This window comes from Williamsia sp. (assembly GCF_016462415.1).
Taxonomy (GTDB): Bacteria; Actinomycetota; Actinomycetes; order Mycobacteriales; family Mycobacteriaceae; genus Williamsia_A.
On record NZ_JAEMTF010000102.1, the window covers coordinates 1 to 16187 of the forward strand.

At 68.6% G+C, this 16187-nt stretch carries 15 protein-coding genes; 11 read left to right on the plus strand and 4 right to left on the minus strand.

All coding sequences use genetic code 11. The features are described 5' to 3' along the window. From JHC79_RS19125 to JHC79_RS19140, 4 genes are all read left to right on the plus strand, one after another. The coding region (locus JHC79_RS19125) for a carboxyl transferase domain-containing protein (protein ID WP_296393808.1) at positions 1-1020 on the plus strand (1020 nt) is incomplete at its 5' end. 8 nt (positions 1021-1028) lie between these two features. Beyond that, positions 1029-3068, plus strand: a complete 2040-nt coding sequence (locus JHC79_RS19130) for an acetyl/propionyl/methylcrotonyl-CoA carboxylase subunit alpha (protein ID WP_296393810.1) — start codon at positions 1029-1031, stop codon at positions 3066-3068. Beyond that, positions 3065-4228, plus strand: a complete 1164-nt coding sequence (locus JHC79_RS19135) for an acyl-CoA dehydrogenase family protein (protein WP_296393812.1) — start codon at positions 3065-3067, stop codon at positions 4226-4228. The genes JHC79_RS19130 and JHC79_RS19135 overlap by 4 nt, the downstream gene beginning before the upstream one ends. 112 nt (positions 4229-4340) lie before the next feature. Then, on the plus strand, positions 4341-5144 hold the full coding sequence (locus JHC79_RS19140; protein WP_296393815.1) for a DUF4239 domain-containing protein: 804 nt from the start codon (positions 4341-4343) through the stop codon (positions 5142-5144). On the opposite strand, the gene JHC79_RS19145 is transcribed toward JHC79_RS19140, so the two are convergent. Beyond that, positions 5145-5585 carry a hypothetical protein gene (locus JHC79_RS19145; protein WP_296393817.1) on the minus strand — a complete coding sequence of 147 codons (441 nt, stop codon included), beginning with the start codon at positions 5583-5585 and terminating at the stop codon, positions 5145-5147. A 53-nt stretch (positions 5586-5638) separates the two neighbouring features. Continuing rightward, positions 5639-8062, minus strand: a complete 2424-nt coding sequence (locus JHC79_RS19150) for a hypothetical protein (protein WP_296393819.1) — start codon at positions 8060-8062, stop codon at positions 5639-5641. Here JHC79_RS19150 and JHC79_RS19155 point away from each other — a divergent pair. The 4 genes from JHC79_RS19155 (at position 8037) to JHC79_RS19170 (ending at position 11848) form a co-directional block, all read left to right on the plus strand. Then, positions 8037-8882 carry a hypothetical protein gene (locus tag JHC79_RS19155; protein WP_296393821.1) on the plus strand — a complete coding sequence of 282 codons (846 nt, stop codon included), beginning with the start codon at positions 8037-8039 and terminating at the stop codon, positions 8880-8882. The two genes, JHC79_RS19150 and JHC79_RS19155, sit on opposite strands and share 26 nt — an antisense overlap. Before the next feature lie 42 nt (positions 8883-8924). Further along, positions 8925-9677, plus strand: coding sequence for an isocitrate lyase/phosphoenolpyruvate mutase family protein (locus tag JHC79_RS19160; RefSeq protein WP_296393824.1), 753 nt, complete (start codon positions 8925-8927; stop codon positions 9675-9677). A 251-nt stretch (positions 9678-9928) separates the two neighbouring features. Then, on the plus strand, positions 9929-11173 hold the full coding sequence (locus JHC79_RS19165; RefSeq protein WP_296393826.1) for a glycosyltransferase: 1245 nt from the start codon (positions 9929-9931) through the stop codon (positions 11171-11173). 84 nt (positions 11174-11257) lie between these two features. Further along, positions 11258-11848, plus strand: coding sequence for a hypothetical protein (locus JHC79_RS19170; RefSeq protein WP_296393829.1), 591 nt, complete (start codon positions 11258-11260; stop codon positions 11846-11848). Positions 11849-11861: 13 nt separating this feature from the next. Here JHC79_RS19170 and JHC79_RS19175 read toward each other — a convergent pair whose 3' ends face one another. Further along, entirely contained in the window at positions 11862-12944 is a 1083-nt protein-coding gene (locus JHC79_RS19175) for a DNA polymerase domain-containing protein (RefSeq protein WP_296393831.1), read from the minus strand. Beyond that, complete coding sequence (locus JHC79_RS19180; RefSeq protein WP_296393833.1) at positions 12944-13990, minus strand: ATP-dependent DNA ligase; 1047 nt, start codon at positions 13988-13990, stop codon at positions 12944-12946. Before JHC79_RS19180 ends, JHC79_RS19175 begins: the two co-directional genes overlap by 1 nt. A gap of 103 nt (positions 13991-14093) precedes the next feature. Here JHC79_RS19180 and JHC79_RS19185 point away from each other — a divergent pair, with 103 nt between their 5' ends. From JHC79_RS19185 to JHC79_RS19195, 3 genes are all read left to right on the plus strand, one after another. After that, positions 14094-14519 carry an NUDIX domain-containing protein gene (locus tag JHC79_RS19185; RefSeq protein ID WP_296393835.1) on the plus strand — a complete coding sequence of 142 codons (426 nt, stop codon included), beginning with the start codon at positions 14094-14096 and terminating at the stop codon, positions 14517-14519. Continuing rightward, positions 14516-15433, plus strand: coding sequence for a tRNA glutamyl-Q(34) synthetase GluQRS (gene gluQRS, locus JHC79_RS19190; RefSeq protein ID WP_296393836.1), 918 nt, complete (start codon positions 14516-14518; stop codon positions 15431-15433). The genes JHC79_RS19185 and gluQRS overlap by 4 nt, the downstream gene beginning before the upstream one ends. A 124-nt stretch (positions 15434-15557) precedes the next feature. Then, positions 15558-16187, plus strand: a 630-nt coding sequence (locus JHC79_RS19195) for an RDD family protein (RefSeq protein WP_296393837.1), incomplete at its 3' end; no start/stop codon positions are given.

A 16187-nucleotide genomic window follows, 5' to 3' on the forward strand; every position in this document is an offset into this window, starting at 1 on the left:
GCGATGAGCGACGAGTGCGTCATCGTCCGCAATCAGGGCACGATCTTCCTCGGCGGGCCGCCGCTGGTGAAGGCCGCGACCGGTGAGGTCGTCACCGCCGAGGAACTCGGTGGCGGACAACTGCATTCGACCGTCTCCGGCGTCACCGACCATCTCGCCGACGATGACGCGGACGCCCTACACCGGGTGCGACGGATCGTCTCCACGCTGGGTCCGCGGACCGCGGTTCCGTGGACGATGACCGAACCGCGTGAGCCGGTCGCCGATCAGCACGAGTTGTACGACGTCGTGCCGACGGATCTGCGCACCCCGTACGACGTGCACGAGGTCATCACCCGGCTTGTCGACGCCGGCGAGTTCGACGAGTTCAAGTCCGGCTACGGCACCACCCTGGTCACCGGATTCGCCCACATTCACGGCCATCCCGTCGGCATCATCGCGAACAACGGGGTCCTGTTCGCCGAATCCGCCCTGAAGGGAGCGCATTTCATCGAGCTCTGCGACAAACGCTCCATCCCCCTGCTGTTCCTGCAGAACATCGCCGGGTTCATGGTGGGCCGCGACTACGAGGCGGGCGGCATCGCCAAACACGGCGCGAAGATGGTCACCGCCGTCGCCTGTGCGCGCGTCCCCAAGCTCACCGTGGTCATCGGCGGCTCCTACGGTGCGGGCAACTATTCGATGTGTGGTCGCGCGTATTCGCCTCGGTTCCTGTGGATGTGGCCCAACGCCCGCATCTCGGTGATGGGTGGTGAACAAGCCGCGTCGGTGCTGTCGACCGTGCGCGGCGACCAGCTGGACTCAGCGGGCAGGCCATGGTCCGACGACGACCAGGAGGCGTTCAAGGCTCCGATCCGTGACCAGTACGAGGCGCAGGGCAACCCGTACTACTCCACTGCGCGACTGTGGGACGACGGGATCATCGACCCCGCCGACACCCGCACGGTCCTCGGACTGGCTCTCGGCGTGTGCGCCAACGCGCCACTCGAACCGGTCTCCTACGGCGTTTTCAGGATGTGACCGAACAGATGAGTGTTGATTCAGTCCTGGTCGCCAACCGCGGTGAGATCGCCGTCCGCGTCATCCGCACGCTGCGCGACATGGGCATCCGGTCGATCGCGGTGTTCAGCGAGGCCGATGCCGACGCGCCCCACGTGCACGCCGCCGACGATGCGATCCTGATCGGCCCCGCGCCGGCCCGCGAGAGCTACCTCAAGATCGACGCCATCATCGCCGCCGCCACCCGCACCGGCGCAGACGCGATCCACCCCGGCTACGGATTCCTCTCCGAGAACGCCGACTTCGCCTCCGCGTGCGACAAGGCCGGCATCGTGTTCATCGGCCCGACCCCCGACGCGATGACGGTGATGGGCGACAAGATCACCGCAAAGAACACCGTGTCGGGGCACGGGGTGCCAGTGGTTCCCGGCATCGCGCGCCCGGGCCTGACCGACGACGAGCTGATCGACGCGGCCGGCGACATCGGCTATCCCGTCCTGGTCAAACCATCCGCCGGTGGTGGCGGCAAGGGCATGCGGGTGGTGCATCAACCCTCCGATCTCGCCGCCGCGCTGGTCAGCGCACGTCGCGAAGCCGCGTCGTCCTTCGGAGACGACACCCTCTTCCTCGAGCGGTTCGTGTTGCGGCCCCGGCACATCGAGGTGCAGGTCCTCGCCGACACCCACGGGGGCGTCATCCATCTCGGCGAACGCGAGTGCAGCCTGCAGCGGCGCCACCAGAAGGTGATCGAGGAGGCGCCGTCGCCGCTTCTCGACGAGACCACCCGCGCCCGGATCGGTGCGGCTGCCTGCGACACCGCCCGCAGCGTGGGCTACCGCGGCGCCGGAACGGTCGAGTTCATCGTCTCCGCCGACCGGCCCGACGAGTTCTTCTTCATGGAGATGAACACCCGACTCCAGGTCGAACACCCGGTCACCGAGATGGTCACCGGGATCGACCTGGTGCAGTGGCAGATCCGCGTCGCGCGAGGTGAGGTCCTCGACATCGCGCAGGACGACGTCACGCTGACCGGTCACGCGATCGAGGCCCGGGTCTACGCCGAGGACCCCGCCCACGGGTTCATCCCGACCGGCGGCACCGTCCTCAGCCTGGACGAGCCGACCGGAACCGGTGTGCGGGTCGACTCAGGTATCGCGACCGGGTCGGTGGTGGGCAGCAACTACGACCCCATGCTCTCGAAGGTCATCGCCCACGGTCCGGACCGGGCCACCGCCGTGGCCCGACTCGACCGGGCGCTGGAACACACCGCCCTGCTCGGCGTCGGCACCAACATCGATTTTCTCCGATTCCTGCTGTCCGACAAGGATGTCCGCAACGGCGATCTCGACACCGGCCTTCTCGACCGACTTGTCGAGACCTACGCCGCCACCACCGCTCCGGACGATGCGGTGATCGCCGCCGCCGTGCACGAGTGGTCGAGGCCCTGGTCGGATGCCGACGATCTGTGGTCGGTTCCGAGCGGGTGGCGGCCCGGTGGCGTCACAGCACCCACGACGATCCGCCTGCGAGCGGATACCGGCTCACCGACACCGGATCAGGACACGGCGTTCGTCGTCGCACTCCGCGGAACGCCGTCCGCCGCCACGGCGAGCGTCGACGACGCCGAGCCGGTCGACGTGTCGGCCACCCTGACCGACGACGGCGCAGATCTGACCGTGAGCGGCCGACGCCGCCACTACCGTGTGGTCTCCGATGACGAGATCATCTGGGTACACCGACCCGGCGGGGTGTGGCGATTCGCCCGCCACACCGGTCCTGGCACAACTGGTGCCGCTGACGCGAGCGCCGACACCGACATCCGCAGTCCGATGCCGGGATCGGTCATCGCCGTCGGCGCCGACGACGGCGCGGCGGTCACGGCCGGGACGGTGGTCCTTGTCGTGGAGGCGATGAAGATGGAGCACTCCCTCACCGCATCGGTCGACGGCACCGTCGAATTGCTCGTCGGCGCAGGCGATCAGGTCGGCGTCGGCGACGTCCTGGCCCGGATCATCCCGACCGAAACCACCCCCGTGAACGACGACCCCGCAGTGAAAGAGATCCCATGAGCGACTTCCTCGCCACCGAGAACCTGCCCGACGAGTACCAGCAGCTGGTGAAGTCGGTGCGTGACTTCGCACGCACCGTCGTTGCTCCGGTGTCGGCGAAACACGACGCCGAGCACAGCTTCCCGTACGAGGTCGTGGCCGGGATGGCCGAGATGGGGCTTTTCGGTCTGCCGTTCCCGGAGGAGTTCGGCGGCATGGGCGGCGACTACTTCGCGCTGTGCCTCGCGCTGGAAGAGCTCGGCAAGGTCGACCAGAGCGTGGCGATCACCCTCGAGGCCGGGGTGTCGCTCGGCGCGATGCCGATTTTCCGCTTCGGCACCGACGAGCAGAAGAAGACCTGGCTGCCTCGGCTGCTCTCCGGGCAGGCACTCGGCGCGTTCGGACTCACCGAACCCGACTGCGGCAGCGACGCGAGTGGCACCAAGACCACCGCGAAGCTCGACGGCGACGAATGGGTCATCAACGGGTCCAAGGAATTCATCACGAACTCCGGTACCGACATCACCGAGATCGTCACCGTCGCCGCGGTCACCGACACCGACGCGTCGGGGAACAAACAGATCTCGACCATCATCGTCCCCACCGACACCCCCGGCTTCGCGGCAGGCCCCGCCTACAACAAGGTCGGGTGGAACGCGTCGGACACGCACCCGCTCAGCTTCGGCGACGTGCGAGTACCCCGCGAGAACCTGCTGGGCGATCTCGGCCGTGGATACGCCAACTTCCTACGCATTCTGGACGAGGGACGTATCGCCATCGCCGCCCTCGCGGTTGGTGTCGCACAGGGCTGCGTCGACGAAAGCGTGAGATACGCCAACGAGCGCGTGGCATTCGGCCGCACCATCGGTTCCAACCAGGCGGTGTCGTTCAAGATCGCCCGGATGCAGGCGCGGGCCTACGTCGCGCGCACTGCGTACTACGACGCGGCCGCCCTCATGTTGGCGGGCAAGCCGTTCAAGACGCAGGCGTCGATCGCGAAGATGGTGTCGTCCGAGGCCGCGATGGATAACGCACGCGACGCCACCCAGATCCACGGCGGCAACGGGTTCATGAACGACTACCCCGTCTCCCGGCACTACCGCGACAGCAAGATCCTCGAGATCGGTGAGGGCACCACCGAGGTGCAACTCATGCTGATTGCACGCAGCCTCGGCCTCTGACCCGCCGAGCGGGCCCCAACCACCCGCCGAGCGGGCCCTGATCGCCCGCCGACCGTGCTGCCGAGTAGCGCGTTGCCCCACCGGGAATGGCTGCGTACGACACAATCAGCGGGTGCTGAACTGGTTGGCGGTCGTGGTGCTGCTCGTGGTGGTGACGACCGTGGTCGTCGTGAAGTTGTTGGCGCGCAGACGCGCACCCGACCCCGGCTGGTTCATCGACAGCACCCGGGCCGCGGGCGCCCTCACGGTCATCGGCACCATGTTCGCGGTGCTGCTGGCCTTCACCATCTTCTACGCGCTGCAGAACTATCAGAAAGCCCGTGACGGCGGCAGCACGGAAGCCGTCGCGGTCACCGAGCTGCACAACGTCGCCGACGTACTCGAGGGCCACGACGGTTCGCGTCTGCACGGCGACCTCATCTGCTACTCCCGCGCGGTCATCGAAGACGAGTGGCCGGCCATGCGCAAGGGCAGATCCTCGACGACCGTGCAGCACTGGGTCGACACGACGGTGACCGACTTCGCCGCCATCGATCCGACCAACGCCAAGCAAGAGGCCGCCTACGCGCAGTGGTTCGACCAGCAGGCACAGCGCCGGGACGGTCGCCGCGCTCGCGCCGCCGAGGCCGCTCCGTCGGTGCCGATCCCGCTGTGGATCGTCCTCGGCATCGGGGCGAGCGCCATTCTCGCGTACATGTGCGTGCAGGCCGACCGGCGTGAGAGTGCCGTCATCCAGGCCGTCCCCATCGCATTCGTATCGGCTCTCGTCACCTCCGCGCTGCTCGTCGTGGGTTTCCTCGACCATCCCTACGACAACTGGTCGGGCAGTCTGCAGCCAGATCAGATGCGGGTCACGCTGGCCCTCATCGACGACGGCCACGTCGTCCCCTGCGACATGCGGGGCACACCCACATAGCTATCGGCGGCAGGCTCCCGTGATGGTCGTCGCTGCCGTACCGGCTCGCTGTAGGGCAGCCGGTATCGGCGCCTGGTCGATCGTCACACCCGCCAGATAATTCGTTGCCACCAGCCGATACTCGCCGGCGAGTTGCTTCACCGGGGTCGCCAAGCCTTCTGGGGTGGCAGGTGCTGCCGCGAGCGCATCGGTGAGATTGACCGACGCCACCATCAGCGCCAGACGCGCATTCGCCGTCGCTGCCAACGCGCCCGAATCACCGGCCGGTGGGGTCGCGTTGGTCTGCAACGACACCGCGCGCAGAGCCAGGTCGTAGGCCTGACACACCGATGTCGTCGCATCGGTGACCTCACTGGCGCTGTACGACGGCGCGCCGGGTTCAGGTGCCGGCTCGAGTAGCGCCCAGGTCGCCACACCAACTGCGACAACGGCTATCACCACGGCCACCGCCGAGGTGGCGAGAAGCCACCTCGGCGGGGTCGTGTCGTTCCCGGTCAGGGGGTACTCGTTCCGCTGGAAGCACCGTTGCCGGCAGAAGTCGCGGATCCCCCTGAGCTCGTCCCGTTGTTGCCACTGGGACCGCCCACACCACCCGAACCGCCGGTGCCGCCGGTGCCACCTGCGCCGCCGGTACCTCCTGCGCTGGTTCCACCGCCTGCACTGGTGGCGGCTCCACCATTGCCGCCCGCCCCACCGTTGCCCGCGTAGCCGTATCCACCCGTCCCGCCGGGGCCACCGGAACCTCCGTTGCCTCCGACAGCAGCGCCCGGAGTGCCAGTGGTCGTAGCGGTTCCGCCGTTGCCGCCCGTACCGCCGTCGGAGTAGTAGCCTTCCCCACCGGTGCCACCCGTTCCACCGTTCGCGGACCCGTTGGTGCCGGTGGCAATGCCGGCGCCGCCGTTTCCGGCGGTGCCGCCACCGAAGAAGTACCCGTCCGTGCCGCTGCCGCCGTCACCTCCGTTGCCGGTGCCACCGGCTCCGGTGGCCGTTCCCGTGCCGCCGGCCCCTGCTGAACCGCCGTTGTACCCGCCTGCGCCGCCGTTGCCGCCGGTGGCAGTCGAGCCGGTTCCACCGGTCACAGCATCGCCCCCCTTGCCGCCGGTGCTGATGCTCGGGGCGTACCCGCCGTAGTAGCCGCCGTTCCCACCATTGCCGGCTGTGGCGTCGCCGGACGGGGCCGTCACGCTTCCGCCCTGCCCGCCGTTGCCGCCTCGGTTGTCACCGACTCCGCCGTTTCCGCCGTTGCCGCCGTTTCCACCGGTCCCGTTGCTGCCGTTCGATCCTGCGGCACCGGCGCTGCCGGTTCCTGCCAGCCCTCCGGAGCCGGCGGATCCGCCGACACCACCGATTCCGCCGGCGGCACCGCTGCCGCCTGCTCCTCCGTCGCCGCCCCGGACGGTGTAGTCACCGAAGCCACTTCCACCGGTGCCGCCCGAACCGCCGGTTCCGCCGATTCCGCCTGCGCCACCGTTTCCGTTGCTTCCGGCCTGGGCGTCGCCGAGCCCCGTCCCGGCAGCACCGCCGTTGCCACCGACACCACCTGCACCTCCACGACCGCCCGCCGTGCCGTCGCCGCCGTCTTCTCCGTCGCGCGCCGTCACGGTGTCACCGCTTCCGTTGACGCCGTCAGCGCCGTTCGAACCGTTCGTCCCGGTGGTCCCGTTCGCTCCGGAACCACCGGATCCGCCGGCGCCGCCGTTCCCGGCAGCACCGAGCACGCCCGCCTCACCGTCGGCTCCAGCTGATCCGCCGGTTCCACCGGTACCCGCAGCACCACCGAGGCCGCCGACACCAGCTGCGCCACCGTCACCGCCCGCACCACCGGCCTGACCCGCGCCACCGGCATCGCCCGGGTTCGCACCGGCAAGGCCATCGGCACCGTTGTTGCCGCTCGATCCCGCACCACCGTTGCCGCCGGCTCCGCCCGCACCACCGTTGCCGTTGACGCCGTCGACACCTGCGATCGAGCCTGCACCGCCGATACCGGCGTCACCGCCCGCACCACCGTTGCCACCGGCCAGACCCGCGCCACCTGCGTTCCCGGCCGCACCGGCACCCTCAGCCGCGTCCCCGTCAGCGCCGACGCCGCCCGATGCTCCGACCGCACCGCTGCCACCGTTACCGCCCGCGCCACCGACACCCTGCGTTCCCGAACCGCCCGCGGAGCCTGCCGATCCACCCGTTCCACCGGTACCGGCCGCACCACCGGCGCCCGCGCCACCGCCGGCGCCGCCCGTGCCTCCCGCGCCGCCGGCCTGACCCGCCGCGCCCGCTTCGGTGCCATCGGCACCGTTGGCACCTGCACCACCGGTCCCGCCGATGTTTCCGTTACCGCCTGCACCACCGCTGCCGTTGACACCCGTCAGTCCGACCGCACCGAAGAAGCCACCCGTTCCAGCGGCACCCGCATTTCCGCCTGCGCCGCCAGATCCGCCTGCTCCACCGGTGAACCCGTCGTTCCCCATCGCACCGGGTTCGGTGGCTGCTGCCCCTCCGACCCCTGCACCGCCGTTGCCGCCGACGCCGCCGTTGCCTCCCGCTCCGCCGGCTCCGCCACCGCCACCGAGCGCGCCGCCGTTACCGCCACGTCCTCCGTTGCCGCCTGCGGTTCCCGCGCCGCCGTCCGTTCCGATCGCACCGTCCGCGCCGCCTGTGCCGTTGGCGCCTGCACCTCCTCGTCCCCCGGTGCCGAACAGGATGGCGCTGCCGCCGTTACCGCCGGCGAGGCCGACACCTGCAGCATTGCCGCCGTTGCCGCCGTTGCCGATCAACCCGGCTCTACCACCCAGACCGCCGTTGGCACCATTGCCGCCATTGCCGAACAACAGGCCACCGTTGCCGCCGTTGCATGCGAGTCCGACGCAATCGGCGGCCGCGTCAGCGCCGTTGCCGATGAACACCCGGATCAGAACACCCAAGAAATCAGTGCCCCCCGATGCCGCGCCCGCCCCGGTCTCGGGCGCCACGAGCGCAAAGGCCGTCGACCGCTCACCCGAGGCGATCGGGATCCACGCCGACACCGCGGGAAACGCGCTGAATGACGTCGCGACATACGGGGCGAGCGAGTTCGACACCGACACGAACGGGGTATCGCCAGCCGACGAGCCCGTGGCGATCGTCGGAACCACACTGATGCCGGCTGTGAATCTCGAGTCGGCTACCGACACCCCCGCTGCTCGACGCGGCGTCGAGGTCGTTGCAGCGCCGCTCGACTGTGCACCCGATGGAGGATTGGTCGCGTTCGCCTCGGAACCGGCCTGGTTCAGCACCGCTGCCACCGCGGAGTTGGTCAGCGCCAGCGCATCGACACGGGATGAAGCCGATTCGACCACGGCTTTCGACGATCCGCCGCTTGCCGGACTGTGGACCAGCGCCACGGCGGCAACCGTGGCCACCGTCGCCGTCAGCGCGGTGTGCGCCATGACCTTCGATGCCGAACCCGATGTATTGATGCGCTTGCCCACGATGGAAGCCTCTCCGCTCCTGCGATGCGGACACCCAACGCGCCCATCTCTTTTCGCCACGCCGGAACGTATTCACGGATTGCATATTTTTTGTAACTGTTTAGCGCGACTCCCGATTTACAAAACGCCTGACCTGCGCCTCGTGAGATCCACCGCTCGTGCGGACCTGAATCCGCGGGACGGTTTCGGCACGTTCGGCGGGTGTTTACGGCACGTTCGGCGGGTGATCACGGCACATTCGGGAGATGGGAGAACGGTCGTTCTCACATCGTGAGACGGGCGGAAATAGACCTCTCAGTGTGGTGTTGTGTGATGCATGACCTCACTGAGCCAGAAGGCAACCACGCTCCTCGAACTGCACAAGCCGGGTACCCCGGTCATCCTCCCCACGGTGTGGGACGCATGGTCGGCCAACCTCGCGCTGTCCGCCGGCTTCACCGCGCTCACCGTGGGAAGTCACCCGGTGTCGGATTCCATCGGCAAGCCCGACAACGAGGGCATTACCTTCGACGAGCTGCTGACCCGCATCAAGCAGATCACCGCGGCGGTCGACGCACCGATCTCGGTCGACATCGAGTCCGGCTACGGCGAGGACCCCAAGCGTCTGATCGAGGGACTGATCGACGCGGGCGCGGTCGGCCTCAACATCGAGGACACCGTGCACAGTGAGGGTGGCCGACTGCGCGAGGCGCAGGAACACGCCGATTTCGTCGGTGCACTGCGTGCCGCGTCCGACGCGACCGACGTGCACGTCGTGGTCAACGCCCGTACCGACCTCTTCGTCAAGGAGATCGGCGACGAGTCCGATCGTGTCGACCGCGCCATCGCCCGCCTGAAGCTGGCCGCCGAGGCCGGCGCCGACGTGCTCTACCCCGTCGGATTCCACAGCGACGACGTACAGAAGCGACTGACCTCAGAACTGCCCCTGCCGGTCAACGCCATCGGCCACCCGGCCAACAGCGACAAGTCCGCGCTGGCGGCGCTCGGCGTGGGACGCGTCAGCTTCGGCCCGATCTGGCAGATGGTGCTCGCCGAGCGGTCGAACGAACTGCTCGCTCGCTGGACCTGATCCACCGCTCCACCGAAGTCACGAGAGAACTGCCGGGCGCTATCACGCGCCCGGCAGTTCTGCAGTTTGGCAAACTGTGGTTTTTATTACATGGATGTCCGGGCGAATTCTGACTCGCGTATTTTTCGGCGCCCGTAGCCTGTGGATTCACTTCATTTCTCCAGACGCTGAATGGTCGGGCATTCACCGGATTTGCGAAATGGTCGATTTCGGCGGTGGAATTCCCGATTCTGTTCGGGAAAGGACGCGTGGTGTCACGAATTCTCGTCATGACATCCCCGGCACGCGGGTTGCTCTATCCGGTCGTCGAAACCCTGGCCACACTGCGCCGCCGCGGTGCGACGATTCACGTCATCACCCTCGCCGACGAGCTCGTCCGCATGGAGGACCTCGGGTTCACCGCGTCTGCACTGCCGCCCGAACTCAACGATGCGCGACCCGGTGATTGGAAAGGCGATGGCCGTCGATCCGTCGGCGCACTGACCGACGGACTCATCGACCGCGCCGAGGCCGAATTCCGACACCTCACGTCGGTGATCTCGACGTACCGGCCGGACATGGTCCTCACCGACGTGAGCGCGACCGGCGCACAGTGCGCCGCCGAGGCGTCCGGCCTGCCGTGGGCCATCTGGTGCCCGACGTTCCTGCCGCTGTTCAGCACCGACGGGCCGCCGATCGGGCTGGGGTTGCGGCCCGGAACGGGTCGGGCAGCCCAGGTGCGCGACGCGACGCTCGCCCACGCGTCCCGGGCGATCTGGGAACTCGCGTTCAAGAAGAAGTTCAACCGATGGCGTCGCACCCATGATCTGCCCGCGGTCCGGCACTGCGACGAGAACCTTCGCCGGGCGCCGCTGATCCTGAGCTTCTGCGGGCCGCCACTGGAGAACCGGCATACGGACTGGCCGGACACCGTCGAACTCGTCGGACCGTCCTCGTGGGCACCGCCCACCGAGCCCGATCCGGTCATCGCCGCCATCACCGAACCCATCGCGCTCGTGACGTGTTCGACGGAGCTTCAGGCCGACGCCGAGTTGGCGCGGACCGCGCTCACCGCGCTCGAGGGCACCGGCCTGCACGCAGTGGTCACCACCGGCGCGCTCGACCCCGATGCGTTCAGCGCCACCGCCACCTCCACCGTGACCCGATTCGTACCGCACGAGCAGGTCCTCGCCACGACCTCGGTGGTGATCACCCACGGCGGCATGGGGATCACGCAGAAGGCGCTGGCTCGCGGCATCCCGCTGGTCATCGTGCCGTTCGGACGCGATCAACGCGACGTCGCGGTGCGGGTCCACGACGGCGGCTCCGGCGTTCGTCTGGATCCCGGCGACCTCACCCCGGAGACGCTGCGCGCAGCGGTGACCACGGCCTTGGGCCGAACCGAGGACGCAGAACGAGTCGCGTCGCTCGTGCCTGCCGACGGCTCGGCCGACCGAGCCGCAGACCACATCGAGCGGATCCTGGCCGCACGGCGGAGCACCGGCGTCATCGCGTAGAAAAGCCGTGGTGCCCAGACGACATCTGCGGCCCTTGTCGTGTCGAATAAGCTCTGAGGGAGAGATCAAGCGGAAGCGACACACATGCCCCAGGATCAGCAACCGAACAACCGACGGCTCGCCACCCGTCGCGTCATGGGGCGCCCGGTCACCGCCACGAACCCTCTCGAACGCAGTGTCGACATCACCGAACGACGACTGCAGAAGCTCGTTTTCATCCTCGCCATCTTCCTGCTGCCTGCGATCATCGCCCCCGGCGTCCTGATCTGGCAGACGCGTGACGACGTCCCCCGGGTCGAGACCAGCACCGCCATCGCGACCACGACATCCGCTGCCGCACCCATCGCTCCGATCACGTCGACCATCGGCGCCGACAACTCGAACAAGGTGGCCGCGCACTGGTCCTGGCAGGGCCGCGACAAGCCCGGCGTCATCACGGTGCCGCCCGGGACCGATGCGGGCACCCGCATCCTGATCACCGTCGACGCGCAGGGCAACCCGAGGCCGGCGGTCCCGATCCCCGCCGACGCCGGGGTGACCGCGGTGATGGTCGTCGTGGTCCTTCTCGGGGTGCTGATGGGTACGGTCATCGCGGCGATGACGTGGATCCGTCGCCGCTACGACCACAAACGCGACATGCTCTGGGACGAGGCGCTGCACCGGTTCTTCTCCTGAACCGGTCGGTGGATCACTCCTCGATACGGTTTCCCTCGTCGTCCCAGTGGTCGGCGACCTTCTTGCTCGGCTGCACGCGCGGCGGTTCACCCGGTTGCTTCGGGTAATCCGGCGGCCAGTTCAGTTCACCGCCCGGCAACGTCTCCCACAGTTCGAGCAACGGCTCGATGGAGTACGACTCGTCGTCGATCTCGGCCCACGGATCCCCGTCGGCGACGTGATCGCGGACGGTCGTCAGAGTGAAGTCGCGCGCGTCGGTGACCTCGGCGAGCCGCGACCACGACACCGGTGTGCTCACCGGTGCACCCGGCTGGGCGCGCAGACTCCACGCACTGGCAATCGTCCGGTCCCGCAGGTTCTGGTTGTAGTCCAGGAAGAGCCGGGTGCCACGCTCTTCCTTCCACCAGGCCGTGGTCACACCGTCGTCGCGACGCTCGAGTTCGCGTCCCAGCCCGATGGCGGCGTGGCGGACCTCGTCGAACGTCCACCGCGGCTCGATGCGCACGTAGATGTGGATGCCCCGGTTGCCGCTGGTCTTCGGGAAACCGCGTAATCCCAGCTCCTCCAACAATTCCTTGGTGACCGCGGCGACGCGCTGCGCGTCGGAGAACGACGTCCCCGGCTGCGGGTCGAGGTCGATGCGCAACTCGTCGGGGTGATCGACGTCGTCCCGGCGGACCGGCCAGGGATGGAACGTCAGGGCGCCCATCTGCGCGGCCCAGACCAGTGACGCCGGCTCGGTGGGACACAGTTCGTCGGCCTTGCGTCCGCTGGGGAACGCGATCGTCACGGTGTCGACGAAATCGGGCGCCCCTTTCGGCAGACGCTTCTGATAGAAGCCGTCGCCCTCACGGTCCTGCGGGCCGGTGGCCAACCGCATGCCCTCACGCCACCCGTCGGGCCATCGTTCCATCGCGGTCGGCCGGTTGCCGACGGCCGACATCAGCAGATCGCCGACCGACGCGAAGTACTCGCACACATCGAGTTTCGTGATGTCCGGGGTGCGGTCGGTCGCCTCGTAGACGACCCGGTCCGGACTGGAGACACGCACCTCGCGATCGTCGACGGCGACCATCGCCGCGGGGGTCTTGGCCATCAGTCGACCCCTTCCAGGACGTCGTGCAGGTCGTAGGTCAGGGGGACCTCGAGCTGGTCGTAGCCGCAGCTCTCCGGGTCCCGATCGGGCCTCCACCGCTGGAACCTGACGGTGTGCCGGAAGCGGTCACCCTCCATCTGGTCGTAACCCACCTCGACGACGAGCTCGGGTCGGATCGGCACCCACTGCCCGGTCCCGGCAGCGTTCCAGCGATTGGGCTCACCCTCGGCGAGCTTGTCGGGGTCCAGTCGCATCGGCTCGAACTGCTCCTGCAACTCGATGCGCTTGGCATCGGTGAACGCACTCGAGCCGCCGACGCTGTGCAGCTCACCGTCGCGGTAGAGGCCCAGCAGCATGGAACCGAGCCCGGTGCCGCTCTTGTGGATCCGATACCCGATGACGACACAGTCCGCCGTGCGCTTGTGCTTCACCTTGAGCATCTCGCGCTTGCCGGGGAGGTAGTGACCGGTGATCCGCTTGCTCACGACCCCGTCGAGCCCGGCGCCCTCGAACGCGGAGAACCAGTCGACCGCCGTGGCCGGGTCGGTGGTCACGCGACTCACGCGCAGACTGCCCGCCCCGGGGATGGCCTCGGTGAGCGCGTCGCGTCGAACGTCGAAACTCTCGCCGGTCAGGTCGCGGTCGCCCAGCGCGAGGGCGTCGAAGCCGATGAACATCGCCGGGGTCTTCTCTGCCAGCATCTGCACCCGGGAGTCGGCGGGGTGGATGCGTTGGCTCAACGAGTCCCAGTCCAGACGCCGCACCCCGCCGATCAGTTTCTGCACCCCGATCTCTCCGTCGACGACCACACGGTCGGGCAGTTCCGCGCGGGCGGCGTCGACGAGTTCGGGAAAGTAACGGGCGAGATCCTTGCCGCTGCGCGACCCGATGACCACCTCGTCCCCGTCGCGGAAGATGAGCGCGCGGAATCCGTCCCACTTCGGTTCGTGCGACCAGAGGGGGTGGTCGCCGTCGAACTGGTCGGGTACGGCGGTCACGGCCTTGGCCAGCATCGGCGACACCGGGGGGAGCACTGGGAGGTCCACACCCCCATCGTTGCATCACCACCGGCGTCGAGTGGGCGGATGCGGACGTCGAGTGGGCAGCTACGGACGTCGAGTGGGCGGCCGCGCCGATACCCTCGACGTCATGGCGAGTTCGATCCGACCCATTGCGGTGGCACTCATCCGACGACGATCCGACGGCGCCCTGCTCGTCACCGGACACGGCCTGGACACCGACGATCCGCGCGTGCGTCCACTCGGCGGCGGTATCGAGTTCGGCGAGAGCGCGCGGACCGCCCTCGACCGGGAAATCGCCGAGGAGATCGGGGAATCCGTCGCGCGGGCGGAGCACCTCGCGACGGTGGAGAACATCTTCGTCGTCGACGGCACCCTCGGTCACGAGATCGTGTTCGTCTTCGACGCCGAGCTGACCGACACCTCGATCGAGGAGCGCGATCATTTCCCGGTCCTCGACGCACCCGAGGAGATCGTGTTCTGGTGGCGTCCGGGCGACGAGTCGGCGCGCCTCGTGCCGCCCGCGCTCGACGAGTTCGTCTCCGCGACAGCGTGAGCGAGACCGCCGGCGCCGGCCGTTACGCGCCCTCGCCGTCGGGCGACCTGCACATCGGTAACCTCCGGACCGCGCTGCTGGCCTGGCTCTTCGCCCGCCACAGCGGCCGCCGATTCCTGATGCGGATCGAGGATCTCGACGACCGCGCCCGTGCGGGCGTGGCCGAGACCCAACTCCGGGACCTGCGGTCGATCGGCCTGGACTGGGATGGCGAACCGGTGGTGCAGTCCGAGCGCCGGGCGGCCCACGACGCTGCCATCGACACCCTCACCGCGGCCGGACGCACCTTCGAGTGCTTCTGCAGCCGAAAGGAGATCCAGGCCGCGCCGACCGCACCCCACGCCCCGCCGGGCGCCTACCCCGGCACGTGCCGTGACCTCGACGAGGACCAGCGCGCCCGTCGCCGCGCCGAGGGCCGGTCGCCGGCCATCCGATTGCGTTCGGACACTTCCCGCTTCACCATCACCGACGACCTGTGCGGCCGCTACACCGGTGTGGTCGACGACTTCGTGTTGCGACGCGGCGACGGAACCGCCGCCTACAACCTGGCCGTCGTGGTCGACGACGGCGCGCAGGGCATCGACCAGGTGGTCCGCGCCGACGATCTGCTGTCCTCGACACCCCGCCAGGCCTACCTCGCAACGTTGCTCGGACTGCCCGTCCCCGACCACGCCCACGTCCCGCTCGTGCTCAACACCTCCGGGCAACGCCTCGCCAAGCGCGACGGGGCGGTGACCCTCGCCGACCTCGCGCTCGTCGGCGTCGACACCGCTCAGGTGCTGTCGGCGATCGCCAGGTCGTTGCTGTTGGCGAGCAAGGGTGAAACCATCACCCCCGCAGCGCTTCTCGATCGGTTCGATCCGGATCGGCTCCCCGATGGCCCATGGATCCTGGACCCACACGATCTGTGGTGAACCACCACAACCTGCGTTGAGGTCAGACACCGCCAAACTCTCGAGATGCCGGATACGTCTGACTTAGACTCGTGTGGCACCGCCCCGCCACCGGGTGGAGTCGGTCACGACGAGAGGACCAGACATGAGCGGACCGCAGTACCCGGGAACCGGGCCGGAGGGGCAAGAGCCCCAGTACGGCCAATCCGACCCGAACCAGCCGCCGCAGTACGGCGCCCCCGGCAGCTACCCGCCGCCTTCCGGCCAGTACCCATCGCCGGGGCAGTACGGCCAGCCCGGCGCCTACCCGCCGCCCCCGCCGGCTGAACAGACCCCCTATGACCAGGGCATCTACTCCACGGCCGGTCAGCCGGCCGGTGCCGGGATCCGTCTCGGCGCGCGCATCATCGACGGGATCATCGTGGCGATCCCGGTCTCGATCATCGAGGGAATCGTCGGCGTGGCCGCAGGCGGCATCGCCTACTACATCGTGACCGTGATCCTCAGCTTCGCGGCCATCGTGTATTTCACGTACTTCGAGTCCCGCAAGGGTGCGACGCTGGGTAAGCAGCTGCTCAAGCTCCGCACCGTGGGACCGGACGGCAACATCCCCGCGCAGGACGTCGCGTTCAAACGCAACATCTGGATGCTGCTCTCGGTGGTGACCGCACTGGTCAACTTCATCTTCTTCCTGCCCGCGATCGTCGGCCTGGCGACACTGGCACTGGTCATCGCCATCGGCGTGACCATCAACAACGACCCCAACAAGCAGGGA

What these genes read in the sequence shown, in the direction of transcription:
- JHC79_RS19130 (WP_296393810.1), top strand. Translation starts at nt 1,029, where the DNA reads ATGAGTGTTGATTCAGTCCTGGTCGCCAACCGCGGTGAGATCGCCGTC.
- JHC79_RS19135 (WP_296393812.1), top strand. Translation starts at nt 3,065, where the DNA reads ATGAGCGACTTCCTCGCCACCGAGAACCTGCCCGACGAGTACCAGCAG.
- JHC79_RS19155 (WP_296393821.1), top strand. Translation starts at nt 8,037, where the DNA reads ATGAACACCCGGATCAGAACACCCAAGAAATCAGTGCCCCCCGATGCC.
- JHC79_RS19160 (WP_296393824.1), top strand. Translation starts at nt 8,925, where the DNA reads ATGACCTCACTGAGCCAGAAGGCAACCACGCTCCTCGAACTGCACAAG.
- JHC79_RS19170 (WP_296393829.1), top strand. Translation starts at nt 11,258, where the DNA reads ATGCCCCAGGATCAGCAACCGAACAACCGACGGCTCGCCACCCGTCGC.
- JHC79_RS19175 (WP_296393831.1), bottom strand. Translation starts at nt 12,944, where the DNA reads ATGGCCAAGACCCCCGCGGCGATGGTCGCCGTCGACGATCGCGAGGTG.
- JHC79_RS19185 (WP_296393835.1), top strand. Translation starts at nt 14,094, where the DNA reads ATGGCGAGTTCGATCCGACCCATTGCGGTGGCACTCATCCGACGACGA.